Source organism: Neoaquamicrobium sediminum, assembly GCF_013240295.1.
GTDB classification, from domain to species: domain Bacteria; phylum Pseudomonadota; class Alphaproteobacteria; order Rhizobiales; family Rhizobiaceae; genus Aerobium; species Aerobium sediminum.
Map to the genome: position 1 here is coordinate 99,587 of NZ_JABETK010000003.1, position 26,562 is coordinate 126,148.

Annotated in this window: 24 protein-coding genes, 4 pseudogenes and 1 other annotated feature; of the genes and pseudogenes, 18 read left to right on the plus strand and 10 right to left on the minus strand. The window is 60.7% G+C overall.

The annotated features are described in order from the left end of the window. Positions 1 to 1,586 precede the first annotated feature (1,586 nt). The 3 genes and pseudogenes from HK436_RS23180 to HK436_RS23190 form a co-directional block, all read right to left on the minus strand. Positions 1,587 to 1,760: a hypothetical protein gene (locus tag HK436_RS23180; RefSeq protein WP_173193903.1), complete on the minus strand. Its 174-nt coding sequence runs from the start codon at positions 1,758 to 1,760 to the stop codon at positions 1,587 to 1,589. A 69-nt stretch (positions 1,761 to 1,829) separates the two neighbouring features. After that, positions 1,830 to 3,544: pseudogene (locus HK436_RS23185) on the minus strand (SulP family inorganic anion transporter). 75 nt (positions 3,545 to 3,619) lie between these two features. Continuing rightward, the gene (locus HK436_RS23190) at positions 3,620 to 3,880 is read right to left on the minus strand and encodes a helix-turn-helix domain-containing protein (RefSeq protein WP_173193905.1); all 261 of its coding nucleotides are present in this window, start codon (positions 3,878 to 3,880) and stop codon (positions 3,620 to 3,622) included. 637 nt (positions 3,881 to 4,517) lie between these two features. Here HK436_RS23190 and HK436_RS23195 point away from each other — a divergent pair. After that, complete coding sequence (locus tag HK436_RS23195; RefSeq protein WP_173193907.1) at positions 4,518 to 5,066, plus strand: hypothetical protein; 549 nt, start codon at positions 4,518 to 4,520, stop codon at positions 5,064 to 5,066. A 124-nt stretch (positions 5,067 to 5,190) separates the two neighbouring features. After that, positions 5,191 to 5,406 carry an AlpA family phage regulatory protein gene (locus HK436_RS23200; RefSeq protein ID WP_173193909.1) on the plus strand — a complete coding sequence of 72 codons (216 nt, stop codon included), beginning with the start codon at positions 5,191 to 5,193 and terminating at the stop codon, positions 5,404 to 5,406. Between the two features lie 5 nt (positions 5,407 to 5,411). On the opposite strand, the gene HK436_RS23205 is transcribed toward HK436_RS23200, so the two are convergent. Then, positions 5,412 to 6,083 carry a LysR substrate-binding domain-containing protein gene (locus tag HK436_RS23205; RefSeq protein WP_244649354.1) on the minus strand — a complete coding sequence of 224 codons (672 nt, stop codon included), beginning with the start codon at positions 6,081 to 6,083 and terminating at the stop codon, positions 5,412 to 5,414. Here HK436_RS23205 and HK436_RS23210 point away from each other — a divergent pair. Then, positions 6,058 to 6,324 (plus strand): annotated as a pseudogene (locus HK436_RS23210) (DUF983 domain-containing protein); the annotation flags it as partial. The gene HK436_RS23205 and the pseudogene HK436_RS23210 sit on opposite strands and share 26 nt — an antisense overlap. Positions 6,325 to 8,461: 2,137 nt before the next feature. On the opposite strand, the gene HK436_RS23215 reads toward HK436_RS23210, so the two are convergent. Further along, positions 8,462 to 8,821, minus strand: a complete 360-nt coding sequence (locus HK436_RS23215) for a pseudoazurin (RefSeq protein WP_244649355.1) — start codon at positions 8,819 to 8,821, stop codon at positions 8,462 to 8,464. A gap of 223 nt (positions 8,822 to 9,044) precedes the next feature. Here HK436_RS23215 and HK436_RS23220 point away from each other — a divergent pair, with 223 nt between their 5' ends. Next, positions 9,045 to 9,746 (plus strand): Crp/Fnr family transcriptional regulator, encoded by a 702-nt coding sequence (locus HK436_RS23220; RefSeq protein WP_173193915.1) that lies wholly within the window; start codon positions 9,045 to 9,047, stop codon positions 9,744 to 9,746. An 18-nt stretch (positions 9,747 to 9,764) separates the two neighbouring features. Here HK436_RS23220 and HK436_RS23225 read toward each other — a convergent pair whose 3' ends face one another. Then, the gene (locus HK436_RS23225) at positions 9,765 to 10,013 is read right to left on the minus strand and encodes a DUF6455 family protein (RefSeq protein WP_173193917.1); all 249 of its coding nucleotides are present in this window, start codon (positions 10,011 to 10,013) and stop codon (positions 9,765 to 9,767) included. Position 10,014: 1 nt separating this feature from the next. Then, positions 10,015 to 10,239, minus strand: a complete 225-nt coding sequence (locus HK436_RS23230) for a DUF1858 domain-containing protein (protein ID WP_312860704.1) — start codon at positions 10,237 to 10,239, stop codon at positions 10,015 to 10,017. 577 nt (positions 10,240 to 10,816) lie between these two features. Here HK436_RS23230 and HK436_RS23235 point away from each other — a divergent pair. The 7 genes from HK436_RS23235 to HK436_RS31685 all read left to right on the plus strand — a co-directional run bounded on the left by HK436_RS23235 (position 10,817) and on the right by HK436_RS31685 (position 14,513). Continuing rightward, on the plus strand, positions 10,817 to 11,092 hold the full coding sequence (locus tag HK436_RS23235; RefSeq protein ID WP_173193920.1) for a DUF2249 domain-containing protein: 276 nt from the start codon (positions 10,817 to 10,819) through the stop codon (positions 11,090 to 11,092). 46 nt (positions 11,093 to 11,138) lie between these two features. Continuing rightward, entirely contained in the window at positions 11,139 to 12,464 is a 1,326-nt protein-coding gene (locus tag HK436_RS23240) for a hypothetical protein (RefSeq protein ID WP_244649356.1), read from the plus strand. 9 nt (positions 12,465 to 12,473) lie between these two features. Beyond that, entirely contained in the window at positions 12,474 to 12,980 is a 507-nt protein-coding gene (locus HK436_RS23245) for a DUF2249 domain-containing protein (protein WP_173194525.1), read from the plus strand. After that, complete coding sequence (locus HK436_RS23250) at positions 12,977 to 13,333, plus strand: metal-sulfur cluster assembly factor (protein WP_173193924.1); 357 nt, start codon at positions 12,977 to 12,979, stop codon at positions 13,331 to 13,333. The genes HK436_RS23245 and HK436_RS23250 overlap by 4 nt, the downstream gene beginning before the upstream one ends. Before the next feature lie 105 nt (positions 13,334 to 13,438). After that, positions 13,439 to 13,753 (plus strand): cytochrome c peroxidase, encoded by a 315-nt coding sequence (locus tag HK436_RS33725; protein WP_376769202.1) that lies wholly within the window; start codon positions 13,439 to 13,441, stop codon positions 13,751 to 13,753. Beyond that, positions 13,672 to 14,157, plus strand: a complete 486-nt coding sequence (locus HK436_RS31680; RefSeq protein ID WP_376769210.1) for a cytochrome c peroxidase — start codon at positions 13,672 to 13,674, stop codon at positions 14,155 to 14,157. The genes HK436_RS33725 and HK436_RS31680 overlap by 82 nt, the downstream gene beginning before the upstream one ends. Before the next feature lie 212 nt (positions 14,158 to 14,369). Further along, positions 14,370 to 14,513: a hypothetical protein gene (locus HK436_RS31685; RefSeq protein WP_244649357.1), complete on the plus strand. Its 144-nt coding sequence runs from the start codon at positions 14,370 to 14,372 to the stop codon at positions 14,511 to 14,513. A gap of 35 nt (positions 14,514 to 14,548) precedes the next feature. Here the strand turns inward: HK436_RS31685 and HK436_RS23260 are convergent, their stop codons facing one another. From HK436_RS23260 to HK436_RS23270, 3 genes are all read right to left on the minus strand, one after another. Further along, the gene (locus HK436_RS23260; RefSeq protein WP_312860705.1) at positions 14,549 to 14,968 is read right to left on the minus strand and encodes a YbaN family protein; all 420 of its coding nucleotides are present in this window, start codon (positions 14,966 to 14,968) and stop codon (positions 14,549 to 14,551) included. Then, on the minus strand, positions 14,925 to 16,289 hold the full coding sequence (hemN, locus tag HK436_RS23265) for an oxygen-independent coproporphyrinogen III oxidase (RefSeq protein WP_194248635.1): 1,365 nt from the start codon (positions 16,287 to 16,289) through the stop codon (positions 14,925 to 14,927). Before hemN ends, HK436_RS23260 begins: the two co-directional genes overlap by 44 nt. 960 nt (positions 16,290 to 17,249) lie before the next feature. After that, positions 17,250 to 17,438, minus strand: coding sequence for a hypothetical protein (locus HK436_RS23270; RefSeq protein WP_173193927.1), 189 nt, complete (start codon positions 17,436 to 17,438; stop codon positions 17,250 to 17,252). Positions 17,439 to 17,714: 276 nt separating this feature from the next. On the opposite strand from HK436_RS23270, the pseudogene HK436_RS23275 reads away from it, so the two are divergent. The 7 genes and pseudogenes from HK436_RS23275 to gdhA all read left to right on the plus strand — a co-directional run bounded on the left by HK436_RS23275 (position 17,715) and on the right by gdhA (position 26,497). Next, positions 17,715 to 18,944 (plus strand): annotated as a pseudogene (locus tag HK436_RS23275) (IS3 family transposase). After that, positions 17,996 to 18,111, plus strand: a sequence feature (AL1L pseudoknot). Its footprint overlaps the pseudogene before it by 116 nt. Positions 18,945 to 19,347: 403 nt before the next feature. Further along, the gene (locus HK436_RS33730; RefSeq protein WP_368805278.1) at positions 19,348 to 19,623 is read left to right on the plus strand and encodes a DUF6522 family protein; all 276 of its coding nucleotides are present in this window, start codon (positions 19,348 to 19,350) and stop codon (positions 19,621 to 19,623) included. A 206-nt stretch (positions 19,624 to 19,829) separates the two neighbouring features. Further along, positions 19,830 to 21,803 (plus strand): PAS domain-containing protein, encoded by a 1,974-nt coding sequence (locus HK436_RS23285; RefSeq protein WP_173193931.1) that lies wholly within the window; start codon positions 19,830 to 19,832, stop codon positions 21,801 to 21,803. Positions 21,804 to 21,931: 128 nt separating this feature from the next. Continuing rightward, positions 21,932 to 22,705 (plus strand): annotated as a pseudogene (locus tag HK436_RS23290) (EAL domain-containing protein); the annotation flags it as partial. 523 nt (positions 22,706 to 23,228) lie between these two features. Continuing rightward, positions 23,229 to 24,743 carry a dihydroxy-acid dehydratase domain-containing protein gene (locus HK436_RS23295; RefSeq protein ID WP_446685691.1) on the plus strand — a complete coding sequence of 505 codons (1,515 nt, stop codon included), beginning with the start codon at positions 23,229 to 23,231 and terminating at the stop codon, positions 24,741 to 24,743. Beyond that, the gene (locus HK436_RS34035; RefSeq protein WP_446685692.1) at positions 24,655 to 24,900 is read left to right on the plus strand and encodes a hypothetical protein; all 246 of its coding nucleotides are present in this window, start codon (positions 24,655 to 24,657) and stop codon (positions 24,898 to 24,900) included. Before HK436_RS23295 ends, HK436_RS34035 begins: the two co-directional genes overlap by 89 nt. Before the next feature lie 247 nt (positions 24,901 to 25,147). Continuing rightward, positions 25,148 to 26,497, plus strand: a complete 1,350-nt coding sequence (gdhA, locus tag HK436_RS23300) for an NADP-specific glutamate dehydrogenase (protein ID WP_173193935.1) — start codon at positions 25,148 to 25,150, stop codon at positions 26,495 to 26,497. Positions 26,498 to 26,562: the final 65 nt, after the last annotated feature.

A 26,562-nucleotide genomic window follows, 5' to 3' on the forward strand; every position in this document is an offset into this window, starting at 1 on the left:
TATTCCATCGCCGGGAATCGGCGAACTTGTACCTTAAATAGTCCTACCGTGATCACGCCGAAAAGCATGGTCGCCACGCTTGGCCGTATCCTCGCGTCATCGGCATCGGGTGCGCGGCATTTGGGGGCCACCGGTCGTGTCGGGCAACTGACTACGCCATATTATCGCTCGCTGGGCCTCTCAATGATCCACGGCTTAAGTCCGTCGGCTATTGGCGGCGCCGCGACACCCTCCTTTATCCCGACTTTCTGATCTTCCTGATACTTAGACTATCCCTAAACCTGAGCCTTTCTGCCTACGCCGGCTGTCTGGACAGCTCAACAGGATGGGGGCCGCGAGGTGGCGGGCGCTTCTTGTTGGAACCCGTGACGCGCTCAAGGATTTTCCCTAAGCGGGAGAGTTGCCGGAGGTACCTATGTACGATTTTCGAGATACAGCACGCACGGTCGTCGCGTCGGTTTTACTCACCTCAATCGCAACGATTGCCTTTGTGGGCGGCAGTGCATTGCTATCGGCTCTAAGTAGCTTCTGAGCGTATCCGTGGAGACTGGCGCTCGACTTGCACACAGGGCTAGAGCCATCGAATGATGTTGAGGGTATAGTTCTTTCTGTATTATCCCGCACTGACTTGACGCCTGCGGTGTATCGTGGTCCGCTGCACGATGGCCATGGATCCCGACTTACCCCTTGGCCGATTGCCTCGCGCCGCTTGGTCGCGAGGCACTTTTTTTTGACTGTCACAAAAGCAGCGCCGCGGCGACGAGGAACGCTGCCAACAGGATAGCGCTTGCGAGAAGTAGCGCCAAAAGCAGAGCTTCACGATAGCCTTTCATCATGCCGACCTTTAGGTGTGTTCATCCTCCCCAATCATTCTCTCGCCCTCGTCGCGATGATCACATCAAAACAAGTCACACCACAATGGCTCGAACAAGGGGAAAGGCTGCCATGTTCGCGCAACCGCCGGTCTTTGTCTTTGGGTCTCGCGCTGCGCTTATCGGTGCAGGGGGCGCAAGTTGGGAGAGCGTTCCCCAAGAGCGTCAGGTGGAAGCTGCGTCGCGTACATCGGCCGGACACGCAGCAAGCGCGTCAATTGCATTTTCGATGGCGACACGATTCGGACGAGGGGAGAGAAAATCCCCTTGCGCGGCTTCAACGGGTTAGAAATGAACGGGTCATGCGTCCCCGAACGACGGATGGCCACAAGCGCGGGACGAACCGCGGCGCACGCTGAATGGCCATACTCAGTGTTCTCAGGCAACGGCCTCGAGTTCGGCAGCCCGGATATAGCCCCAGGGGGCATGAGATCGTCGATCTGGCTGTTGAGGTTGTCGTTCGCGGCTCCACGACGTTGAGCTTGCTGGGACCAATCAGCGCGACAATGATGGACTGTGCTCGGCGCCGCCATCCGAGCCTGCAAATCCCACGCTCGTACACTGGCTGAATCCACGCGCACTCTCCAGTCAGCATGAGGGCATCACAGGCGTCCTTTGTCGTACATGAGGCAGGACTCGTGTCGGCTACGCGCCCTTGCGCCGACTTTGATGACTCCGACCATTTTGCTTCGCTCTGTTCGAAGAGACCAGTCGTCAGACCTCGTTTCCTGCCTGTTCGACGGTTAACTCGTTACCGACATCCAGTCGATAGGGCAGGGCGTGGGAACGGGTGTAATGAAACACGCCCTGCAGCGCTGTGCTTAGGCCGCTGCGCTGATTGGCGACCGGGCTGTGGCGCAGGCCTACACCAGCACAGGCTTCGAACATCGTCCTTCACACTCCACATTGGAGGTGGAGCCGGGGCATCACCTCCCGGCGGCCGAACGGCGGGTGTGCTCATCGCGTCTGGCCAACTCCGTGCTTGTCTATCAGTAACGCAGCCACGGCATCCGAGACAGTGGACGCGTAGTGCACGATGGGCTGCTTCAGCCCATGGGTGATCAGCACTCGTCGTATGTCGTCGCTCGCGCCCGTGAGCCACAGCGCAACGTGGCGCTGGTGCGCCTTATGGGCCAATCCCTCGATCATGTTGGCACCCGTCGAGTCAAGAAAAGGCACCGCCGAGAAGTCGACGATCATTGCTTTGTGGCCGTCCTGGATTCGATCGAGCACCGAACCGATGGAAGCCGTGGCACCGAAGAAGAGCGCCCCGGTGATCCGGTAGACAACCACGTTCGGGTTTGCCGCCAGCTCTTCGTCATAAGCGCCGCGCGGACGCGTCGTATCAGCCTCGTCCCGGCCCACGAAGGGAGTGTGGGTCGCGACTGCGGTCGTGCGGCTCATTCTGTGAATGAAGAGCACCGATCCCAGAGCGAAACCGACGATGATTGTTTCGGTCAGGTCGCGGAAGATGGTGAGGAAGAACGTGGCACCCAGAACCGTCGCCTCCCCCATCCGGATCGCAGAAGAATTTCGATTGCTGGCTTCTCGATCATGTTCCAGGCCACGACGGCTAGCACACCTGCGAGCGCGGCAAGCGGGATGTAGGCGGCAAGCGGCGCTGCGACCAGCATGAACAGGAGAAGGAATATCGCATGCAGCATCCCGGCGACGGGCCCGTGCGCGCCCGCACGGACGTTCGTCGCGGTACGGGCGATCGTCCCCGTGACGCAGAACCCGCCGAAAAGCGCGGCGCCGACATTTGCAGCACCTTGTGCGACGAGTTCGCAGTTAGAGCGGTGCCGACGGCCCGTCATGCCATCGGCGACGACCGCCGAAAGAAGCGACTCGATGGCTCCCAGAAGGGTGAACGAGATCGCGGCGGGGAGAACCGCCATGATCTTTTCGACAGACAGGTCGGGAATGACTGGAGCGGGAAGCGATGATGGAATGCCGCCGAACTGCGTGCCGATCGTCGCTACGGGCAGTTGCTGAAGCGCAGTGGCCAGCGCGGCAAGCCCGACCGCAATCAGCATGCCGGGCCAGTGCGGACGAAAGCGACGAAGTCCCAGAATGATGCCTACTGTGGCAATCGAGACGGCCAGCGCGGCAGGGGTCAGGCTTTCCCTTGCATTCCAAAGCGCCGGGATTTTCTCCAGCAGTTCGCCCGGTTCGTGGTCGAGCGTCAGCCCGAACAGTTCCTTGACCTGGCTGGCGAATATGATGACGGCGATTCCAGCGGTGAAACCTACGGTCACGGGAAACGGGATAAACTTGATGAACGTGCCCAGCCGCAGTAAGCCGACGGCGGTCAACATAAGGCCCGAGATAAAAGTCGCGAGGATCACGCCGTCCATCCCGTGCAGCGCCACCGTGCTTGCGACCAGAACGATGAATGCGCCGGCTGGCCCGCCGATCTGGAACCGGGAGCCGCCAAGCATCGAGACGAGGAAGCCGCCCACGATGGCGGTGTAGAGGCCCTGAGCGGGAGTGGCGCCGGACGCGATGGCGATGGCCATTGAAAGCGGCAGGGCCACGATGGCGACCGTCAGTCCAGCAATGGCATCAGCTCGAAGCTGTCGCAGTTGGTAGCCTTCGCGCAGAACGGTGACGAGTTTTGGGGTAAAAAGTTCGGCGAAGCTTGGTGCCTCGCTCATGGTCTGGACTTTCATCTTGGGCCGCACCTTGGTCAAGGAAGCGGCGGGATCGTCGGAATCTGTCGGCGGTCGCCGTCGCGGGTTGAAAAGTCAGTGCTTCGGAGGCGGTGCCTTAAGACGCACACCGCGCCCCGTCGCCGTGCTGACCGCGCCCTCTCCGATGAGTTCGATACCCGCTTGTTCGAGCGCTGCGACCACCTTCGTCAGGCTGTCGACGACGCCGCGGACATTGCCCGAACTGGCCTCCATGCGCTGGATCGTCGGAATAGAGAGACCGGACAACTCAGCTAGAGCCTTCTGATCGATACCAAGAAGAGCACGAGCTGCCCGCACTTGGGCTGCAGTGATCATAATGTGATACCTCACATAATGTTATGGATGCTTAGCATGTGCCTACTGATGTTTCAACTATCATCCCCGATCTTATAGGAGCGGGCCGAAGGCGCTGCAGTCCGAGCGCGGGGCGGAAATGCTTTAATTGTGGTTTTGCTGATTGACGCTGCCGGACAGGATACTACGCTGTGATCGTTGGCAGCCGGAGAGGCCTATGCGTCGAGCGCGTCCATCCTTGAGAAACGTCTCCCTGCGCGCCGCAGTTGCGGCAGTGATGATGGTCGCTGTCGGCACTGCCCTTTATCTGACGATGGGTGTTTCTGCTTGGTCCGCCGTGCTGTTCGCACTGGCTTGCGGTGGCATCGCCAGCTTAATGAGGGCTTGAGTTGCGTCTTTGCTCCAGCGCTGGGCTGTCTTGCCCGACCGAAGCAGTTTCGGCCGCTTCCTCGCCGGTCGCCTCGATCTCTGCGCACGGATCACCGCCGCAACAGTCTTAGCGTCGGCTCCCCGGCGCCGGCCCGACAAGGGGAGGGGAGGGGAGGAGCATGCGGCAAGGCCGGCGCCAGAAGTGGCAATGCCTGATCACGCGGTCACCGGACGCGCGCGCAATCTCGCACCGCAGTCGGATCTATCATCTGAAGGCCGCGGGGAGGCTTTGCGCTATGCACGCACCAAAGCATTCGTGCGGCATGCCCGTGCCATCGATGCGATCCTCACCCACGGCAATGCAGAGGGGCTCGGCACGCCAGAACAGATGCGGCAGCTGAACGACGCCCGCAGATCCTTCGAGACGGTTCGACCGCATGGTTGGCGTGACGTAGAAGCTGCCTATGTCAAGCATCCCGAGCGCGTCCGCGAGGCAAGCAACGGCCGCCTGCAGCGCGCCATCCAGGCGCTCCAGCACGAGACGGTGCTGCGCACCAGCCCACAGCACCGCGCGGCTCGCTTTGTCGACGACTGGCAAAAGCTGAAGCTGGCAAGCCAGCGTCAATACCAGGTCGGTGACATGACTGGCTACAACGCTACCCGCCAGGCCATGGGCGACATGGCAAAGAGCCCCCAGCGCGGTCCGCAGCTGGAATCGATCCTCGCCGGTCGCAAGTTGGAGCTCGGGATCAGGTTGGAGACCGGACGCAGTCTTGGCGGTGAGCTTGCCTTTACCCACTGCATTGATCTGGGCAGGGGGCGCGGGCTCGGCATCTGACATCCGCCGAATTGCCGTTTTTTGGACGCGGGCGTGCGATCCGGGGCGGTTTATTGTTGCCAACCGGGCATCAGCGGGTTCTGGCTGGGCTCAACGAGAGCCAGCACTGCGAAGGAGATCCATAATGCCCGAACCCGACCGCATTATTCGTCTCAGGACCGTCCTGGCGCTTACCGGCCTCTCACGCTCTATCATCTACCGCAAGATCGCCGAGGGCCGCTTCCCACAACAGGTCAGGACCAGCGTCAACGGTGCTGGCTGGAGAGAGCCGGATATTAATCGCTGGGTCGCCGATCCGGTCGGGTGGATGCGACTGAGGTGCGGAAGCATGGTGGGCTAGGTCGTTCAACCCGTCAGGATGGGCTTCAGCGCTTTGAGTTCACAGGCTACGAACTCGAAGAAGGCTTCAACGCGCGGGAGGCGGCGGCCATCAGGATGCGAGAGGACACGCCATGCTCGCGTCAGCTCGGGAATGGGTTCGAGGACGCGGACGAGTTCCGGCTCGCCATCACCTAGCGCAATCGGTAGGACCGCGACGCCCACCCCTGCCTTGGCAGCGGATACGAGTCCAAGCACGCTGTTGCTGCGTGCCGCGAACCCCGCATCTGGAGCAACTTCGCGTAGCCATACGGACAAACGGTGGCGGGAGAGGCTTTCATCAAGCGCGATCAGGGGATGGTACTTTAAGTCCTCGACCGATGTCGGCGCGATATGGCGCTCCACATATGATCGGCTGGCGTAGGCCGCCCAGATCGAGTCAGCGATCTTACGGCCGACCAGTTCGCCTTCAGTATCCCCGGATCGAAGCGCGACGTCGGCTTCGCCCTTGGCGAGGTCGATGTAGTGATCGGCGAGCACGAATTGGACCCGGATATCGGGATGCCGCGCATGGAAGCGGTCGATAAATCCTGACCGTGTAAGGCGTACGGCAATGGGCTCAGGACAGGTCAGCCGCAAGATACCGGAGTGGGCGGCCTCGACCGCCTTTTGGGCGGACGGGCCTGCCTTTTTCGCCATGACGATAGCGGCGGTGCCGGCGTTGGCATTCGCGCTGTGGCTTCAGATTTCTTTCGGACCTCCTTTTTGGGTACATGTGCTGACCACGCTGCCTGCGACTCTGGTAGCGTGTGCGCTTTTGCTACGCCCACTCAAAGGGTGGCTGGTCTGCTCACAGTTCTTTCACAAAGCCGAAGAAGGTTCGATTGATCGAGAGTGGCACGAGCGTCGACGCGCCGAAGAGGAGAGGCGGAAATCGTAACCCGACCAACAGACTTGCCACAGTGCGCTGAAAGCGGGCTCGGGCTGCGTCAAGGAAAGCTTCGCCTTCACACCTAATCTTGATCATGGGTTTTCTGGGGAGAAGCCAGCCGCGGTGATGGCTTTTTGCGTTTCGGTCGATCGGCTGGGCACAAACTATCGTTCGCGTTGCAGAGAACGGAATGTAGCCTTGCGGTTTGGAGATTACGCGGTCGGCGCCCCGTGCCGTCCCATCAGGTCAATAGGAAAAAGAAAGGCCGGCGCGGGGCCGGCCGTAGAGTAAGGTTCTAGGGGTTGTCGAGCAGGACCCGGGAGGTCCTGCGTGCATATAATCCGTGGACCTGCATATTGTTCCAAACAGGTTTCAGGATGAATGCGACGGACAGGAAGCTGATCGGGATGGTGGCCGCTGGCATTGCGATTCAGCCGCACACGACAACTCTAAGGCTGTGGGTCGCGCAGTGATGCCGGTCTGGGACTGACCGCATCGAAGGAAGATCAGCATTGTCATCCGGAAACGTTAGACGACGAAGTCGAGGAAGAAAGGCTGGGGCCGCGTCGCTGTCAGACGATCGTCATGACAACGCCGGCGCCGATGACGATGAGAATGAGCCCCCAAGCAACATCGGGAGTAGCGTGCTTTCCTTGTCACCACTTGCGGCGGAATCAAGAACGCTGCGTGTGTCTTTATTCTGATCCATAGGGTCTTCCTTTCATGGCAGGACGGCACGGCGGGCGACGCCACTGAGTCATGCGTTTCGCATCCACATCATCGACCAAGATGCGGGGTTGTACTTTGCGCAGGCGCAAACAAAATGTCCGTTGCCACAGCGAGAAGGACTGTGGCGCGATTGCCTGCCAACGACGAGTCGGTTCATCCTGGCGACACTCTCGATGATCTGACACGCAGGTCGCGCTTCGATGAACGCGAAATGGGACCGTTGCGTCAGTGCTATGCGGTGCCGGTGCACGTCTCCGCCGGCTGCATTTGACTTGGCTCAAGGCGCACGACGCGCGCTGCTGCTTCATGAGGCGACGGACGGGCACGTGGCCCACCGGCTTTGTTCGGGAAACGCTTCTTTGGTAGCCGTCGTAGTCCAAGTAATCGCGCCGGACCGCGAGCTCAGGCGGTCACTGGAGTTCGTGCTCGAAGCGGAGGGATTCTTAATTGGGTCGCACGCATCGCTTGCGGGGGCGGAAACGTCACCAATTACCTCGGAAGCTGTGTGCGCAGTCGTCGACGAAGGCGCGTTGCGGGTCGACCCTTCAGGGCGCCGATCGCTCGACCGGTTAATCAGGCCGGTCATCCTGCTTGCGGATGGATTCTCTGCAATTGGGCACAGCAAGGGGCTGACTGTTCTGACCAAGCCCTTGCAGGGCAACGTTCTAGTCGAGTTGATCAACCGAATACGGCACGCACGTTAATCCCCGCTGCGCAATTTCCAGTAGATCGTGTATCGGCTTGTTCTTCTACGGTGATGCAGGCAGGTGCTGAGTGCTAGGTTAGCATTGTTGGGCGGAGGCTTCGTTTCCGGTGTGGAGGACAAGCCGTTAATGACCCGACTAATCGCTATGGACGAACTCCAAGCCCAGCTCGGGTGAGTTCAGGTCAGGTGTTGGCTGCCCTGTGGCGTGGGCCTGACCCAATTGATCGTTTTCACTCTTGCAACTCTTGCACAGCAAGAAACAGACCGTTTCGCCAGCTGGAAGGGTTTGCGTCGGTTCTAACCTGAAGATGGAATTCGTCCTACTCCTCGTCGGCGACCTTCCCACCGCCCCACACGAGCACCACCACGCGCTCGTTGCCGTTTCGCCGTTTCGGTCATATTGCCTGCGTAGGAAAGATGATCTTCTCGATCCCCCAATCCGAAGTCGCCTTCACTGCGATGCCTCATTCTGGGACCGTGTGTCGTATCGTGTCGGCCACCTTGCCATCAAATCCATGATAGCGATCTCTCAAATTCTTCGGAATGGACGAAATACAGGTGAGTGGCCAGACCATTCCGCCCCAAGCAGCTACCAAATAGGCTGATCGCTCTCCGATCTTCGTCCAGGAGTAGGCTGCAAAAAGTCGGCCGGGAAGCGCCCCCACTTCCCGGCCTCCGGGTGTCCCCTTCCCGGAAGACAGAGCTGCTCGTTCAGTTGGCGGCCAACCCCTGGCCGAAGAGCTCGGCGAAGACGGCCTTGGCCTTGCCTGTCTGCTTCACTGCCTTTGCTTCGTCCGCATTGGCAGGTTCGCCGACTTGGATCAGGGCGACCATGCCCATAGCGTAGTGGGGCGTGCACTTCACGCCGTAGACGCCTTCGGCCGTGACGGTGACCGTGAATTCCTCGTTGAACTTGCTCTTGAAGGGCTCTGCACCCTCCGGGAACATCCCCTTGATGGTCTCGACGTTGTGTCCCTTGTCGGTCGGCACGAAGCGGATCGTGTCGCCGGGTGCTGCGACGATCAAGTCAGGCTCGAACACCATCGCGCCCTTCGCGCCCTTGTTGAGCATGTGGACTTCGATCTCCGCCGCTTGGGCTGCACCCCGAGTACGACGGCGGCTCCGAGCGCAAGCATTGCTACAATCTTTTTCATCTTCTTCTTCCTTTCCAAGACGCGGCATCATCAGGCCGTTGGCAGCTGTATAAACCGCGTCAGGATGTCCTTGTTTGCGGTGGAGCAAACAGCAGGTAGAAAAGGGCTGAACGCCTCACGAATGTGGAAGGATGTCGCCGATGCCGCACCTCGACAGGTCCCTCATAGCGGGCTTGCCGGCCTTTGCAGGCGTGTCGGGCGAGGAACTCGACCGCGTACTCGCCTCTGCCCGCTCTGCCCGCCATCCTAAGGATTCGGAGGTGTTCTCGCAGGGAGAGGAAGCCGGTCACTTCTTTCTCCTGCTCTCGGGTCATATCCGCGTGGCCCAGACCTCGCCCGGAGGCCAGCAGGTCGTTGCTCGCTACATCACCGAGGGAGAACTGTTCGGGATCGCCGTCGCGATGGGCCGAAGCACTTATCCTGCTTCCGCGGTGGCGGCGATCGACTGTGTGGCGCTCGCCTGGCCCAACAGCCTCTGGCCGGAACTGCAGGCGCGCTTCCCGTCCTTTGGGGCGAGCGCGTACCTAACGATCGGGTCACGTCTTCAGGACACGCAAGCGCGCGTCATCGAGATGTCGACGGAGCAGGTTGAGCAGCGCATTGCGCACACCATACTGAGGCTCGTGAAGCAGTCCGGCAGGAAGACCGAAAGCGGCATCGAGATCGATTTCCCGATCACCCGTCAGGACATCGCCGAAATGACTGGAACGACGCTCCACACGGTAAGCAGGCTCCTGAGCGGATGGGAGAGCGACGGGCTCGTGAGAAGCGGCCGCCAGAAAGTTACAGTCACAGATCCGCACGAACTCATGCTGGTGGCCGAGAACCGGCGGCGAAAGTAAGACCGAACTGCTGCGCGGCTAAAGCCTCACCACGTATTTCTCGTACGTTCCGCGGTTCGGGCAGAAATCCGGTAAGTCCGTCCGTCCCGCCGCCAGCCAGTCGCGGCAGTCGTCGCCGTGGCGGCAGAGCAGGCAGCGCCAGATCGCGTTGCGCGTGTCGTTTTTCGCGGCGTAGCCGCCTTCGAACAGTCTGACGCCCGCACGCGCCATGACTTCGCTGGACTGCCCTAGCTTCGTCTGCATTCTTTCGAGGATGTTCATCGTCATTTTAAGCTCCCGCTCGTTCGAATGCTGACGACGCATTGGCCTTGTCATCGGCTCTCATGGCCGCCAGCAGTTCCCGTGAAAAGTATTCCTCATCGAGGTTGTGGGCCTCGCAGGCATCCCTCACCGAATGGAAGACGCCTATCGGGCAGCCGATGCATAGCATCCGGTTGCGGATGAACACACGGATGGTCGCCGGCCAGCGACGCATGATCTCGTCGACGCTCATGCTCGGGTCTATATCCAAAAGGTTCATTTTCGTGTGTTGCCTCCGTCAAACAACCAGTAGAGCAGGCAGCCTCGCTTCGGACGTTGCGCTGGCGCAAAGAACGCCGCTTTTCGCGGCAGCTGAGGTTTACGCGCGCGCGGCTGACATTATGCAGTTCCCTTTCGGCGCCCTCGATCGCCGACGCTTCGGCAGTAGGGGCCGTGCACCGGCGCGGCGGGGCGTGTCCTCCATCAGGGCAAGGACGCGCCTTTGCCGGCGCCGGAACTCGCCCGAGAGTGGACGTTGACGACATGAAGGAAGCACCAAGGGCAGGACGGTCGATAGAAGGTTCGACTGGATCGCGGCACTGTCCGTTGCTGTGGGAGTGACGATTCCGCCTCTGGCAGCGCTGGCCTGGAACCTGCAGGCGGTTGCGATCAGGCTGTTGTGATCGGACGAAGCCTGCACGAAGCTCAGCTTCGCCGTCTCCTGAGTTTGCGCTTCGACAAACAGGCATCGTGCCGGGTTTGCTAGAGTTTCCCCTGAGCTGGCGGCGCACCTCGCGTCTTGCCTGCGGTTGAACTCTGGAGCTTCGCGCATGACCACCAAGGAACTGGCCGAAATCCCCACCATCGACGTCCGCACCCTCCCGCCCTACGAGCGCCATCCTCGGATATTCTCGGTGCTGGCCGCTCTGAAGCCGGGCCAATCCTTCGCTATCGTCAGCGATCACGAGCCGCGCCCCCTTCAGTATCAGATCCAGACGCGGTCCCCCGATCTCTTCGACTGGACTTATGTTGAGCGGGGTCCGCACATCTGGCGCGTCCTCATCTCTAGGGCAGGCAGCGACTGCGAATGCTGCTGCGGTTCCTGATGGGTCGGCAAGTCCGATGACCGGAACCTCGCTCTCGAGATGGACCATGGCCTACTTCGCTGCAGCGCTCGTGTCGTTGCTGGCGACAGAGGCCTTGATGGTGGCGGGCTACGGATATCCCGTCGACGGGTTGAGAGCTCCGGGCACGCTGGTGGTCGTCCATCTCGCTGCGATCGGCTGGCTGAGCCTGCTGATGGCCGGAGCGCTGTTCCAGTTCGTTCCCGTCCTCGTGAACCATCCGCTCGCGGGAGCCGGCCTGACGCTGCCAGCCCTCCTGTTCATCGTCGTGGGCCTCGCCATGCTGCTGTCTGGCTTCATGTCGATGGGCGGTGTGCTGGAGACGACCGCGTTCCTCCCCATGGGCGGCCTTCTGCTCTGCCTCGGCTTTGCCATGGCGGTGACGGCGATCGGCCTTACGCTTGTGCGGTCCCGGCCGCTTCCGCTCCCGGCAGCCTTCGTGGCCGCGGGCCTCGCAGGACTAGTGGCCGCTGTCACACTGGGCTTCGTGTTCACGCAGGTACTCGGCGGCACGACGTCGGCGCCCGCGCTAGTCTACATCGCTGCCCAGGGCGTCCCCGTTCATGCCGCTGCTGGTCTCGGAGGATGGTTGGCCATGTGTGCGGTGGGCGTCTCCTATCGCCTGTTTCCGATGTTTCTTCTTTCACCCGACCCACAAGGGAACGGCAACCGCGTCGCCTTCATGTTGTCCTTGGGCGCGGTAACCGTGGCCGTCGGAGGAGGGGTGGCGGCCCTTCTTGCGGCTTGGTCAGTGTCGAGCGTGTTGCTCGTCGCGGGGCTTGTCGCCGCGGGTGCGGCTGCCCTCTATAGCAGGGACGTGGTGAACTTCTATCGCGGACGCAGACGCAGGGAACTGGAACTCAATATGCGGATAGCTGCGCTCGCCTTCGCCTCGCTCGGGTTTGCGGTCGTGCTGCCCATTCCCCTGACAGCCTTGGTCGGAGCCGAGAGGGGGATCGCGGCTTCGGTCTACCTCGTCGCCTTCGGATGGCTTTCCGGCCTTGGCCTGGCGAAGCTCTACAAGATCGTGCCATTCATGACCTGGCTCGAATGCTACGGCCCCATCCTTGGCCGCGCTCCCACGCCGCGGGTCCAGGACCTCGTATCTGAGACAGCGGCTCGACCGTGGTTCATCGTGTACTTCGCATCGGTCTGGGCGGCAACCGCCGCACTGGCATTTGGAAGCGCCGCAGCCTTCCGGATTGCGGCCTTCGGCACGCTGGCGGCGACCGCCGCCATCGTCGTTCATCTGGTGAGGGCACGGATGCTCTCCGACGTCGCCGAAGGCCAGAGGTTTCCCGGGGGTGCGCTGCGACCTTCCCTGCTTTACTCAATTGCGCCGGGCGGGCACTGAAGGAGCACGATCATGACCGACTATGTGGAATTGGACGTACGGCCGATACTGACGGGAGGAGGCGAGCCGTTCGGCCGCATCATGGAGACGGTGGCGTCGCTGAAACCAGGTGAAGGTCTTCGCCTACTCGCTCCGTTTCGGCCGGTGCCTTTGTTCGGGGCACTCGGATCGAAAGGATTCACACATCAGGACCGGGAGATCGGCGGCGGGGACTGGGAAGTGCTGTTCACGCCGACTGCCGGGCCGGCAGCTTCCCCGGCCGAAGCCGTCGGCGATCGCTGGCCCACACCGCTGATGCATCTCGACAACCGGGGGCTGATGCCGCCCGAGCCCATGGTGAAGGTGCTCGGGGCCGTGGAGGCCATGCAGGCGGGAGAGGTGATGGAAGCCCTTCTCGACCGGGAACCGACCTTCCTGTTTCCGCAGCTCACGCAGCGAGGACACGAATGGCGGGGTGGCTTCGATCCGGACGGTACTGTCTATCGCTTGCTGGTGCGTATTGGAACGGGGTCATGACCGCCGCACCGGAACAGACGGACCGGACAACGCTGGCCGACAGCGTCAGGGATTCGCTACGCGCGGTCATCGACCCCGAACTCGGCGAGAACGTCGTTGATCTTGGGCTGATCTACTTCGTCGCGGTCGACGACCGCTCGACGGCGCACGTGGTCATGACGACCACCACGCGGGGGTGCCCGGCCGTCGGCTATCTGAAGGACGGTGTTGAACGCGCGGCTTGCGCCGTGCCGGGCGTGGCGGCTGCGGAGGTAGCGGTGACGTACGAACCCCCGTGGTCACCCGACAGGATGTCGGGCCCGCCCGGGCAATGGCGTCCCCCCGCGAAGCCGCGGTTCTGGCGGCCGTGGTGACGGAGAAACCTGGATGAGGCGCTACGCGCTTGCGATGGCCCCGCTGATTGCTTTAACGACGGCGCTGGCCTCGGGCAGCGCGATGGTGTTCGCCTCCCGGGGCCCATGCAAACAGTCGCGGCCGCCGAACCCGCGGCGTTGGAAGCTCTCGGCGAGGCGCTTTGCTTCGATCCCAACCTGCCCGCCAACCGATCCCAGTCCTGCGCCACCTGCCACGCTCCCGGTGTGGGGCGATCCACGCGGTCACGCCGCGTCGCTCGGCGACGATGCGACTTCACTTGGCGACCGCAACGCCCAAACAGCGTCCTACGCCGCCCTCGTGCCGCCCCTCCGCAAGGATCCGGACGGCGGATGGGGGAGGCCTGTTCCACGACGGACGCGCTGTCATGCTCGAGGAGCCTGTTGGCGGGCCGCCGCTGAATCCCGCCGAGATGGGCATGCCGGACACGGCGGCAGTGGCCGCGCGGCTGCGGGAGAACGAAACCTACCGGGCCGCCTTTGCGGAAACGTTCGGGCCAGGAATCCTGGACGATCCCGAAGCTGCCTTCGGAGCGCTGACGCAGGCCGTCGCCGCCTTCGAGCGAACCGATGCGTTTGCGCCTTTCGACTCGAAATACGGCCGCTTCCTGCTCGGCGAGGCAACGCGGAGCGACGAGGAGGAAGTGGGTCGGGTGCTCTTTCTTCTCCGAGCAGTTCACGAACTCCACGCCAATGCCATCGGCTCGCCCGCAGCCCCATGCACCCGCGCGAGACCTTCACCGACAACCGCTACTATAAAATCGGCGTGCACGAGAACAAGGCGCTGCGCGAGGCCAACGGCGTGACCCTTGGGACGGTCGATCCCGGTCTTGGGGGCAACCCGGCCGTTGCTTCCCTCGAGGAGGGCGGAACGTTCCGCACGCCGACCCTTCGCAATGTGGCGGTGACCGGACCTACATGCATAGCCGGGTCTTCAAGGACTTGGCCACGGTCGTCACGTTCTAACACACAACTCACTGGCCGACGCCGCGCAGGTGAATCCGGAAACGGGGCAGCCGTGCGGGTTTCCAGCGTGCCAGAGACGCTTGCGGTCAAAAAACTCACGCATGGTCCGGCACTCGACGACAGGCGCGTGGAGGCACTCGTCGCCTTCCCCAACACGCTCATCGATGCGCTTTACGAACCGCTGCTGGAACATTGACGTCTCCAGAGAGGGTCAACCGTCTCCCGAAAGCCTCACGGCTGGGCATCGGGGCCTGGGCTGGGCCTCGTCGCGATAAACGCGGCCACCATGGTGAGGACGACCACCTGAATTCCCAGAACGATCGGTTCGAAACCGAGTACCCACGACAGCACGGGCGTAGCGCAGATCACCGACATAGACGCTGTCTTTGCCTTCTTCGAGATCGCGCGACCGCGTCTCCAGTCCCGTATCACAGGCCCCCACCGCGGATGCTCCAGCAGCCACGACTCGACCTTGGGAGAGCCGCGCGAGAACGCGTAGGCCGCAAGGATGAAGAATGGCGTTGCGGGCAGGAATGGCAGGACCGTTCCAGCCACGCCAACCGCCACAGAAGAATAACCGACCGCACTCCAGACGACGCGCATGCTTTCAAACCGCCACCGAATAACGGCCGTTCGATTGAAGATAGCCATCGAAGTGGCTGGCCACCAGACGTGCGGTTTCGTGGGGATCCCGCGTTATCGCGATCCGCCAGCCGTCGATGCGGATGCGTGTTCCCATTTCCTTCACCAGCCTGACAATGTCCTGACCGAACAAGTCGAGTGGAAAGCCATGGCGCTTTGCGATCACGGCAAGATCGGCTTCGAAGAAGCACAGGATCGCTTCGATGACATCGCCACGTATCCTGTCCACGGCATCGATCGCCTTGCCCCGGGCCACGGGCAGTTCGCCCGCCCTGATGCGGCGTTGCCACCCAGCGTTGTCGGGCAGGTTCTGCGCATAGCCCGAGGGGGTACGGCTTATGGATGACGCTCCAAGACCTAAGAGAGTGGACGCGCCGTCGGTCGTGTAGCCCTGGAAGTTCCGGCGCATCGTGCCATTCCGCATCGCTGCGACAAGCGGATCGCTTTCGCGGGCAAAGTAGTCGATGCCCACGCCCTCGTAGCCGGCCCCCACAAGAAGACGGCGCGCAAGCCGTGCCTGGGCGATCCGCGCGCTAGCGTCGGGGAGGGTCTCGTCGGCGATCAGGCGTTGGTGCGATTTCATCCAGGGGACGTGCGCGTAGCCGAAGACAGCGAACCGCGAGGGGGCCAGACGGACCGCCTGCTCGACGGTTGCCTCAATGGACGTTTCAGTCTGGAAGGGCAGGCCGAACATCAGGTCGAAGTTCACGTCTGCGATGCCGGCCTGTGATATCGCGCGCATCGCGTCTTCGACGACGGCCAGCGGCTGAACGCGCGCGATCGCCTTCTGGACCTGGTCATCGAGCGTCTGTACACCGAGACTCACCCGGTTTACGCCCAGATCACCAAGGCGTGCCATGCCGTCTTGGGTGACGTGTCGGGGATCGAGTTCGATCGCGTGTTCCATGTCGTCCTTGAAATTGAACGTCTTGGAAAGAAGCTCGACCAATTCCGCCATACAGTCCGGCGGCAAGATGTTCGGGGTCCCTCCGCCCCAATGCAGGTGCGACACGGCAATGCGTCCGGTTCTGGCTCCCACAAGGCCGATTTCTTCCTTGAGGACGTCGGCGTAAGCGCGGATGGGATCGTCGCGAAGCGCCGCTTTCGTGGTGCAGCCGCAATAGTTGCAGATCGACCTGCAGAACGGCACGTGGAGATAGATCGAAACGGGATTGTTCGTCCCGCCAACCGCGTCCAGCCATGCCGCGTATTCACCCGGCCCGACCTCTGCCGAGAATTGCGGCGCCGTCGGGTAGGATGTGTAGCGAGGTACCGTCCTGGTTGCCAGATCAATCAGGGAGGGGTCGACATCTTCGGGACGAACTATCAACTAATGTCTCCTGGTTTCGTCTATAGGCAACTCATATCGGGCGGTGTCGATGCATCGTTGAGCAAGCGCAAACCCAAAGCGAATTTTCCTGCGCTGTGCATCATTCTTGAGGGCTCGGCCTGCATCCCCGCCGGAAGCAGCAATGAATGAAAGCCATGATGGACAACTTGGTTGCCCGAATGGCGTCGGCTCGTTGTGCGCTCGTGCAAGCCGAGTTAAACGAGGAGTAAAGACTGAAAAGGTCGAGCCATTCCGCAGTTCTCGGCGTAGAATAAGAAACCCTGGCGGGATTCGGTGAGGCCATCAGGGGAGACGTCGTCATCTTGTCTGAAACGGGATCAAACCAGCAAAGCTATTCGTGATGGCAAACACAGCGCGTCCCCCGCAGCCGTGCGTTTGCTGCGGCAAAAAGGCAACTTTGTCGGTTCAGCTTTCCGAAGGGCTCTATATGCCCCCGGTGATGGTGACTCGCTACTATCTTTCCACCGATAGGCTGCGTGAGCAAAGCCAATCCATGCCTGACGCAGTTACGGAGGTTCCTTTCTGTCAGCCATGCCTGGAACGGGTGGAGGACAGCGTGCGCGCCACCATACTCTATCTGCAAACCCAAAACGGCGTGGTCGCGGTTCTTCGGTTGCTTGAGTGCAAAGATTGGCTCTGTCGTGTCTCGCCCGACATTTATTCAGGTCAGCCGAAAATCGAGGGCGTCCATCAGTTGCCTCCCACCTCGTCCCGGAGGCCATTGGTTTCGATTGGATCCGGGCTCAATTGGTCCTCAGGCACTGTCTTGATAAACAATAACTGAATCAACACGAGCATCATAACAAGAACGCCCAAGAACATCCCCACCGAAGTCACAAGGAGCCTCAGTGCCGCCTTTCCGATGAACGATTTTGGAGCCGGCCAGACCATAAGCCGGAAACGGATTCAAAGCTAACAGGTTCCTGGCCAGTGGGGTGGCTAGCGGCCGAGCAGTCTCTCTCCAAGTGCAGTGAGATCATTCTGCGACCGGCCATAAAATTGCGGCTCATCGTTGGATGGCAGCTGTTGCGTCGCATCGGTCGTGGAAAGATCGAAGAGGATCTCATGCAGAATCTGCCTATATCCAGCGGCATGATCTAAGAGTGTCAGAAGTTCATCTTCCGTCATCTCGTTCTCCGTCCGCTCGCCCCCGTCCACTCCTCGCCGGTATTTCTACTACGAGTTGCAGCAAATAGCAATCGAGACAGCTCCTTGAAGCTCCCGTCAAACGTGTTGACCTGGCTTCTTCAGCCGCTAAAGAACGAGCGTGCGAGCGATGCTCCATCGGCTGAATCGACGGGTATCGATCTGTCATCGGAGCAGCACGTTGAATAGCCCCTAGATTTGTGGATGAACCGCTCCGGGTTTGCCGGAGGCTCCAACTCCTGAGAAGGTGGAGCCATCATGAGCAAGACGACGAACAAGTTTTCCCCGGAAGTGCGCCAGCGAGCCGTGCGGCTGGTGCTGGATCACGAACATGAACATCCCTCCCGGTGGGCTGCGGTCATGTCGATCGCGTCCAAGATCGGCTGCACGGGCCAGACGCTGAACGAGTGGGTGAAGAAGTCCGAGGTAGACGCCGGCAAGCGCGCCGGTGTGCCGACGGACATGGCGGCAAAGCTGAAGGCGCTAGAGAGGGAGAACCGGGAGCTTCGGCAGGCCAACGAGATCCTGCGCAAGGCTTCCGCTTATTTTGCCCAGGCGGAGCTCGACCGCCCGTTCAAACGATGATCGGGTTCATAGACGATCACCGCGGGTCCATGGGGTCGAGCCGATCTGCAAGGTTCTGCCGATCGCCCCGTCGACCTACCACGACCACGTCGCCAAGCGCGTCGATCCGGAGAAGCTGTCGGCGCGGGCGAAGCGGGACGGTGTCCTGAGGCCTGAGATCGAGCGCGTCTTCGCCGAGAACTTCGAGGTCTATGGCGCGCGCAAGGTCTGGCGGCAGATGCTGCGTGAAGGCTTCGCCGTCGCGCGCTGCACGGTCGAGCGGCTGATGGCCGACCTCGGCCTTCAGGGCGTCATCCGCGGCAAGCCGATCCGCACCACGGTGCAGGACAAGGCCGCCCCGTGCCCGCTCGACCATGTGAACCGGGTCTTCCATGCCCCCGCGCGCCGAACAGGCTGTGGCTGTCGGACTTCACCTACGTCAGCACCTGGTCCGGCTTCGTTTACGTGGCCTTCGTCATCGATGCCTATGCCCGCCGCATCGTCGGCTGGCGGGTGAGCAGGACCGCCCATGCGGGCTTTGTCCTCGATGCTCTCGAACAGGCCCTGCACGAACGGCGGCCCATCCACCGCGGCGGCCTGGTGCACCATTCCGACAGGGGGTCTCAATATGTCAGCATCCGCTACACCGAGCGACTGGCCGAAGCCGGCATCGAACCCTCCGTCGGCAGTGTGGGCGATTCCTACGACAATGCTCTCGCCGAGACGATCAACGGCCTCTACAAGGCCGAGGTCATTCATCGGCGCGGGCCATGGCGTAGCTTCGAGGCCGTAGAGTTCGCCACGCTGACCTGGGTCGACTGGTTCAACAATCGCCGGCTGCTGGAGCCCATCGGCAACATCCCGCCGGCGGAAGCCGAGGAACGCTACTACGCCATGCTGGAAGAACCAGCCATGGCCGCGTGACTCAAAAGAAACGGCCTCCGGCAAACCCGGGGCGGTTCAGGACGCCTTCTTCCCGAGCTTTGAGGCAAGGAGGCCATGAAGGGGACCGGCTATTCCAGTGACGAGTTCAAGCGCGAAGCTGTCGCGAAGATCACCGAGCGGAGGCGTGCTCCTTGACGGCTGAAAATCCGCGAAAGCGCCCTGGGGCTTCTATTTGCTACGTTTGAGGCCAGACCGGTTCGGCCGTGCGCTGCTTGAGTTGGAGCAAACAAGCTGGCGTTGCGCCCACAAAAGGCGAAGGGGGAAAATCCAGACCATGTAGTCGCGATGGAACAGCAAATTCTGGCATCCTTGCGCCTGCTCAATGAACAGCGGAGTTCATGGGGCTATTGGCTGGGACGAAACCTATTTCGGAGATGTTGAAATGTCTGTGGTTCGCCTAGTGGACGGGATACCCGAAATTGATGCCGCCGTAGCCGCACGCGCAATGAAGTTCGCCGTGGAGTATTTTCTCAGGCAGATGCGGCGCGGGGCCATCCGAGGGCGCGTCGAGCGTGGGAGCGGCGAGGATGAGGGCAGGCACCGCTTGTCCTTCCGCCATCACGATCGCGAATTGATAATGATCGTAGATGAGAGTGGTCGGATTATAACTCAGGAATTGATCATGTCCCTCCCGACGCCACACTGGAAGCGGCCATGAATCTCCGCCGGTAGGCGATATCTTCTCGGTCCGCAGTTGCGGCGATCTTCTTCGTCACCTCGTCGATGCGCTGCTCCAGGCGGCGCCGGTCGGCGAATAGTCCGCGTGAAGTCTGCGCTTCGCCCGCGTCCCCACGGCTGCTTTCTTCTTGGAGTTTGTAAACCCGGGCATGTTATGTAGGGCTGAGAGCACGTGACGAGTGGCAGATGCAAACTGTCTATGAAACAATTGTTCATGATCACGACCTGCGCTTCGTGGGGTTGGCCATCGGCATCTGTGCGCTTTCAGCCCTGACTGGGTCCGCCATAGCACAATATAGCATGAAGGCGGACGTCTCTAAGCAGCGAGGCTGGCTAATCCTCGCCGCCATAATCGCTGGGCTTGGTGTGTGGTCCACTCATTTCACGGCAATGCTGGGCTATCGACGCGATCTCGACATACATTTCGATCTAATCGTTGCTCTTCTTTCTCTCTTGCTCACAGGTGCATTCACTCTCGCGGGCGGTCTGATTTTGCATGGCCGGGAACGGGGATTGCTGGCCGGTGCCATAGCTGGTGTTGGCGTTGCGGTAGCTCACTTTGTGGACATGCATGCGCTACGTCTTGGTGGGATTGTTGTGCATGATCACCTGACGAGCGCATTGGCGATCGCTGTTGGTCTGGTTTTGACTGCGGGAGCTGGCCACCTCCTCGTCAGGTGGAAAGATCAGATTTTCGCGTGGCCTGCGGCAGCGGCATTGTTCGCGGCGGTCGTGTCACTTCATTTCATTGCAATGTCGGGTGTGACAATCGTGACGGTTGCCGCGCCTGTCGAGCTGGATGGTTGGATCGCGTCAGTTGACGAGCTTGCCACCATGGTGGTTGCCGTCTTCCTGTTCATGCTTGGAGCGGCGATAACCTACACGTGGCATTCGGAGCGACTATCGAGGGCGACGGCGGAAGAACAGCGCCGTCTGATCCAAACTTTGGAAACGCTCCGCGAGACACAAGATCACCATAGGGCCTACGTTGAGCTGAACCCCCAGATTGCATGGGTCGCCGACCCGAAAGGGAACGTAACGGAGATAGCGCCTCTTTGGGAAGAACTGGTCGGGCTACCGCGTGAAGCAGGTTGCGGTGCAGGATGGGCTGACGTTGTTCACCCCGATGACCTACCCTCCGTGGAACAGCTCTGGGGTGCGGCCATCGACGCAGAAGACCCCGAACGTGCCGATGTCCGCTATCGCCTACGAATGGCTGATGGCTCCTATCGATGGTTCCGTGCACGCGCCAAACCGCGCCGGGATGCTGCAGGCAAAGTGGTCGCTTGGTATGGAAGCCTTGAGGATGTCCACGAGCAAGTCCAGGGCGAAGACGCGCTTCGCGCCAGTGAAGAACGCTATCGTCTTGCTTCTCGCGCAACGAGCGACGTTATCTGGGATTGGTCCTTCGAGGAACAGCGCGCCACATGGGCAGGTGCCTATAAGAAGGTATTGGGGTACCCGGAACTCAAAGACCGGACCGACCGTGATTGGTGGCTCGATCGCATCCATCCCGAGGATCGCCCCAGAGTGCTGACGAGCCAGTCAGCAGCACTGGAAGGAGGGGCGGCTTACTGGCATGAAGAGTACAGGTTCCGTGTCGCCTCCGGCCACTGGATTGAAATCAGAACACGGTGTGTCATCGTTCGCAACGACGACGGCCAGCCCGTTCGGCTTGTCGGCTCCATGCTTGACATCACCCAACAGAAGACCGCCGAGGCCGAGCTGAACTGGGCGGCGCATCACGACCCACTGACGAAACTGCCCAATCGCACACTCTATCAGGAGCGAAAGCGGGTTGCCATTGATGCCGCAAAACAGGATGGCCACTGCGTCGCCCTGATCGTGCTCGACCTGAACAACTTCAAGGAACTCAATGACACCTTGGGGCATGCCGCTGGCGACCGGGTGTTGGAGAATACTGCTGAGCGCCTGCTTGGCAGCCTGCCCGAGAAAGCGACCGTGGCGCGACTAGGGGGGACGAATTTGCGATCATATTGCCGGAGCTTGCCGCTCCAAATGCGTATGCCGGACCGATGGACAGTGTTTCGGCTGCTTTGGCCGAGCCAATTCTATTTGGGGACTTGCGGGTTCCCGTTAATTTCTCTGCTGGGGTCGCCATATGGCCGCGCGATGGAGATGATCCCGCCGAGCTCCTGATCGCTGCAGATCTGGCGCTCTATGCGGCCAAGGAGCAGATGCCAGGAACCGTCCTTGAATTCACGCCGTCGTTAAAGGGTGCTGCAGAACGACGTTCGAACATGCTGAAGTTGGCAAGGCAGGCGCTGGAGGAGGATCGTATCATCCCCTTCTATCAACCTAAGATCGACCTGCGCACAGGCCGCGTGATGGGGTGGGAGGCGCTGCTGCGAATTCGCAGCTTGAACAATGAGATACTGCCGCCGTCTGAGATTGCGGCGGCATTTCTCGATAGTGAGATCGCCGTTCAGTTGACAGATCGCATGTTTGCACGCGTTTTTTCCGACCTCGCAGACTGGCAGGCGGCAGGCATAAATCCAGGCCGCATCGCAGTGAATGTGTCGGCGGCCGATTTCCGGCAGAACGCGTTGGCTGACAGGCTCCAATCACATCCAAACGTAGCGGGGCAAAGCCTCTCTGCCATCGATATCGAGGTGACAGAGACTGTACTGATCGGCCAACTCGGCCCCGAGGTTTCACGCATGTTGCGAGAGTTGCGGACACTGGGCGTCATGGTCGCGCTGGATGATTTCGGGACGGGCTATGCCTCTCTGACACATCTTCAAGAATTTCCCGTCGATGTGATCAAAATCGATAGGTCGTTCATCGAGCGGATTGACGCAAGCGACCCAAAGGCAACCGCCGTGATTGATGCCGTGCTTCAGATGGCAAAGCGGCTGGGCATGCAGACAGTCGCTGAAGGCATCGAGACGGTCGAGCAGGCCCGATACCTGCGGGCACGTGGCTGCAGCATAGGACAGGGCTATCTGTTTGACCGCCCGCTCCCCGCGGCGGACGTGCCGCGCACTCTATCGGCTCAAAGCAAAGGGCAGTGGGAGTTCTTGCGTTTGCATCGACCGTGAAAGGGCTCCACTGAGTGGTGGCGCTGGTCGCTGCGCTGGCCGGCGATGCCGACACGATCAGCAGCGTTCGGCCCAAGGATCGCCCATGAACGAACCGGCACATGCCGGCTGTTGAACTCGCGGCGTGCGCTCTGCGTTAGCTGTGATGTATGGCCGACCAACCACTGACCATCAGAGAAGCTAGGCAGAGTCCGTGACGACAGCCGGTGGTGCCTTGCTCTGTTCGACGGGCCCTTTAGGGGCATTGGAGATCGCGGGTGTTGTACGTGGCGTGCGAGCACAGCCGGCTGCTTTCATCCTTCCAGCACGTGGCAACCTATTCGTGCCGGAGGCGAGAGTTTGAAATCCTCTGATGTCCGTCTGCATAAGTTGGGTCCGCCTGCGTTCCGGCTGGGAATAGTGCCAACACCTCGGCACTCATGTACGGTGGATGAGGTGGAGCCAAACCCCAAGTATCGTCGCCGCAGTGCAGATATGCCGTGAGAAGAACTCATCCGTTGATCAAAAAGGATCTGAAGAGCTCATGAAAATCAACGAACGCTCCAGCTACATTACTCAAGGAGTAGCCCGCTCGCCAAACCGCGCGATGTATTATGCGTTGGGTTACAAACAGGATGATTTCGACAAGCCGATGATCGGCATAGCCAACGGCCACTCGACCATTACACCATGCAACGCCGGGCTTCAGCCGCTTGCGGACGCGGCGGTAGGCGCGATCAAGACTGCTGGTGCTAATCCGCAGGTTTTTGGCACCCCGACGATCTCTGACGGGATGTCGATGGGCACGGAAGGCATGAAGTATTCACTGGTGTCGCGCGAGGTGATCGCTGATTGCGTAGAGCTTACAGTTCAGGGTCAATGGATGGATGGCATCCTCGTGCTGGGCGGCTGCGACAAGAACATGCCCGGTGGGTTGATCGGAATCCTGCGAGCCAATGTGCCGGCAATCTATGTCTATGGCGGCACGATCAAACCCGGACACTGGAAGGGCCAGGAGCTTTCAATTGTCTCGGCCTTTGAGGCGGTCGGCGCATTCATGGCAGGTAAGCTAAGCAAAGAGGATTTCGACGGCATCGAACACAATGCCTGTCCGACCACTGGCTCATGCGGCGGAATGTACACAGCCAATACGATGAGCTCGTCTTTCGAGGCACTTGGTATGTCGCTGATGTTCTCCTCGACGATGGCAAATCCGGATCACGAAAAAATCGAGAGCGCGGCCGAGTCGGGACGCGTCTTGGTGGAGGCGGTGAAGAAGAAGATCCGGCCGCTCGATATAGTCACGCGCGCGTCGATCGAAAACGCAGTTGCGGTAATCATGGCATTGGGTGGCTCTACCAACGCGGTGCTGCACTATCTTGCCATCGCGCATGCCGCCGGCATCGACTGGACATTGGACGACTTCGAGCGTGTACGCCGCAAGGTGTCAGTTCTTTGCGATTTGAAGCCATCTGGCAGGTACATGGCCGTCGACCTTCACCGAGCCGGTGGTGTTCCGCAGGTGCTGAAGGTCCTGCTCAACGCGGGATTGGTGAATGGAGATTGCCTGACCATCACGGGGCGAACGCTTGCGGAGGAACTTCATCTAGTGCCGGACTCGCCCCGAGCCGATCAAGACGTCATTATGCCGATCGACAGGGCGCTCTACCGCGAGGGCCACCTTGCGATCCTCAGAGGCAACCTTGCGCAGGACGGCGCAGTGGCAAAGATCACCGGGCTGAAGAATCCTGTCATGATGGGTCCGGCACGTGTGTTCGACGACGAGCAATCTGCACTTGAGGCAATCCTTGCCGATCGCATAGCACCCGGCGACGTGATGGTGCTGCGTTATCTCGGTCCACAGGGGGCCCAGGAATGCCGGAGATGCTGGCGCCTACTTCCGCGCTGGTGGGGCGTGGCCTGGGCGAGTCGGTCGGTCTCGTTACCGACGGACGTTTCTCAGGCGGCACATGGGGTATGGTCGTCGGCCACGTCGCGCCGGAAGCCCACTTGGGGGCACGATAGCACTTGTCGAAGAGGGCGACATCATATCGATTGATGCCCACAAGCTGCTCTTGCAGTTGCATGTCGACGACATTGAGCTGACGCACCGGCGCTCCGCATGGACCCAACCGCCGCCGCGCTATACGCGCGGCGTTCTGGCGAAATTCGCCCGATTGGCGCGTCCCGCCAACGAAGGTGCATTGACAGGCTAAGAGACCCGCCATCCGGATTTCGCTGCCGCTCATGGTTCAGACCGCCTCTTTCCAGCGCGGCACACTGTCTTAATGATAGTCGAGGGGCCGGTGCGGCGACAATCAAGTTGCGCGAGCACAAATATGTGTTTCACGGATCAGCTAGGATAACGGCGCGGTCGGCGTCAGTGGGAATCGAATCCACCCCTCAAAATCTACGGTTCAGCCGTCTACTGCCGGAGGAGGCGCGTACAAGTGAGTTATGCCAATGACGCAAATCGATGAGAAACTCGAAGCCATTCTGGGTGAGGTTCTGCGCCGGAATGCAGGCGAGCCGGAGTTCCACCAAGCCGTGCGCGAGGTTCTTGAAAGCCTCGGCCGGGTTGTCGCGAAACACCCGGCCTATGCGTCGGATGCTCTGATCGAGCGGATTTGCGAGCCGGAGCGTCAGATCATCTTTCGAATCCCCTGGATCGATGATGCCGGTCAAGTGCAGATCAACCGCGGTTTCCGAGTGCAGTTCAACTCCGCGCTTGGACCGTACAAAGGTGGGATCCGGTTTCATCCCTCGGTCAACATTGGGATAATCAAATTCCTTGGGTTTGAGCAGACCTTCAAAAATGCGCTCACCGGCTTACCGATCGGTGGAGGCAAAGGAGGCGCCGACTTCAATCCACGTGGACGCTCAGACCGGGAGATCATGCGTTTTTGCCAATCCTTCATGACGGAACTCTTCCGCCATCTCGGCGAGCATACGGATGTTCCCGCGGGCGACATCGGCGTTGGCGGTCGCGAAATTGGCTACCTGTTTGGACAGTACAAGCGTCTGACAAACCGCTACGAAGCAGGTGTTCTAACGGGCAAGGGATTACCGTATGGCGGTTCGCGGGCCCGCAAAGAAGCCACCGGATTCGGCGCGGTATATTTCGTAGAACGGATGCTAGCTGCAAATAGTACTTCTTTTGAGGGGCGGCGGGTGTCGGTCTCAGGATCAGGAAACGTGGCCATCTATACGATGGAGAAGATCCTCGATTTCGGCGGGAGGGTTATCACTTGTTCCGACTCTAATGGTTATGTGGTCGATGAAAACGGCATTGACCTTGAGTTGGTGAAGGAAATCAAGGAAGTCCGGCGTGATCGCATTTCCGAGTACGCGCGGTTGAAAGGAACGGGGGTGAATTATATTGACACTGGGTGCATCTGGGACGTTCCCTGCGATATCGCCATGCCATCAGCGACCCAGAACGAATTGACTGGAAAGGACGCACGGACGTTGGTGAAGAATGGTGTGGTCGCCGTAGGAGAGGGCGCCAACATGCCCTGTACACCAGAGGCGGTTCGCATCTTTCAGGAAGCTGGCGTGCTATTTGCCCCGGGAAAAGCCGCAAACGCTGGCGGCGTGGCGACATCGGCGCTGGAAATGCAACAGAATGCCTCCCGCGACAGCTGGACCTTTGAGCAAACCGAGCACCGGCTGGCAGAAATCATGAAAAACATTCATGACACCTGTGCAGAAACGGCACGGGACTACGGCGTGGCCGGCGACTATGTCCAGGGCGCAAACATCGCTGGTTTTGTGCGAGTTGCCGAGGCGATGCGTGCCCTGGGGGTAATCTGACTGTGCACGACGCGTAATCCAGCAGTTAGAAAACATGCGCAGGGCGCGGATATCATCTTGCGCCC

What these genes read in the sequence shown, in the direction of transcription:
- HK436_RS23180 (WP_173193903.1), bottom strand. Translation starts at nt 1,760, where the DNA reads ATGTTCGAAGCCTGTGCTGGTGTAGGCCTGCGCCACAGCCCGGTCGCC.
- HK436_RS23190 (WP_173193905.1), bottom strand. Translation starts at nt 3,880, where the DNA reads ATGATCACTGCAGCCCAAGTGCGGGCAGCTCGTGCTCTTCTTGGTATC.
- HK436_RS23200 (WP_173193909.1), top strand. Translation starts at nt 5,191, where the DNA reads ATGCCCGAACCCGACCGCATTATTCGTCTCAGGACCGTCCTGGCGCTT.
- HK436_RS23205 (WP_244649354.1), bottom strand. Translation starts at nt 6,083, where the DNA reads ATGGCGAAAAAGGCAGGCCCGTCCGCCCAAAAGGCGGTCGAGGCCGCC.
- HK436_RS23215 (WP_244649355.1), bottom strand. Translation starts at nt 8,821, where the DNA reads ATGCTCAACAAGGGCGCGAAGGGCGCGATGGTGTTCGAGCCTGACTTG.
- HK436_RS23220 (WP_173193915.1), top strand. Translation starts at nt 9,045, where the DNA reads ATGCCGCACCTCGACAGGTCCCTCATAGCGGGCTTGCCGGCCTTTGCA.
- HK436_RS23225 (WP_173193917.1), bottom strand. Translation starts at nt 10,013, where the DNA reads ATGACGATGAACATCCTCGAAAGAATGCAGACGAAGCTAGGGCAGTCC.
- HK436_RS23230 (WP_312860704.1), bottom strand. Translation starts at nt 10,239, where the DNA reads ATGAGCGTCGACGAGATCATGCGTCGCTGGCCGGCGACCATCCGTGTG.
- HK436_RS23235 (WP_173193920.1), top strand. Translation starts at nt 10,817, where the DNA reads ATGACCACCAAGGAACTGGCCGAAATCCCCACCATCGACGTCCGCACC.
- HK436_RS23240 (WP_244649356.1), top strand. Translation starts at nt 11,139, where the DNA reads ATGGCCTACTTCGCTGCAGCGCTCGTGTCGTTGCTGGCGACAGAGGCC.
- HK436_RS23250 (WP_173193924.1), top strand. Translation starts at nt 12,977, where the DNA reads ATGACCGCCGCACCGGAACAGACGGACCGGACAACGCTGGCCGACAGC.
- HK436_RS33725 (WP_376769202.1), top strand. Translation starts at nt 13,439, where the DNA reads ATGCAAACAGTCGCGGCCGCCGAACCCGCGGCGTTGGAAGCTCTCGGC.
- HK436_RS23260 (WP_312860705.1), bottom strand. Translation starts at nt 14,968, where the DNA reads ATGGCTATCTTCAATCGAACGGCCGTTATTCGGTGGCGGTTTGAAAGC.
- HK436_RS23270 (WP_173193927.1), bottom strand. Translation starts at nt 17,438, where the DNA reads ATGACGGAAGATGAACTTCTGACACTCTTAGATCATGCCGCTGGATAT.
- HK436_RS33730 (WP_368805278.1), top strand. Translation starts at nt 19,348, where the DNA reads ATGTCTGTGGTTCGCCTAGTGGACGGGATACCCGAAATTGATGCCGCC.
- HK436_RS23285 (WP_173193931.1), top strand. Translation starts at nt 19,830, where the DNA reads ATGCAAACTGTCTATGAAACAATTGTTCATGATCACGACCTGCGCTTC.
- HK436_RS23295 (WP_446685691.1), top strand. Translation starts at nt 23,229, where the DNA reads ATGAAAATCAACGAACGCTCCAGCTACATTACTCAAGGAGTAGCCCGC.
- HK436_RS34035 (WP_446685692.1), top strand. Translation starts at nt 24,655, where the DNA reads ATGGGGTATGGTCGTCGGCCACGTCGCGCCGGAAGCCCACTTGGGGGC.
- gdhA (WP_173193935.1), top strand. Translation starts at nt 25,148, where the DNA reads ATGACGCAAATCGATGAGAAACTCGAAGCCATTCTGGGTGAGGTTCTG.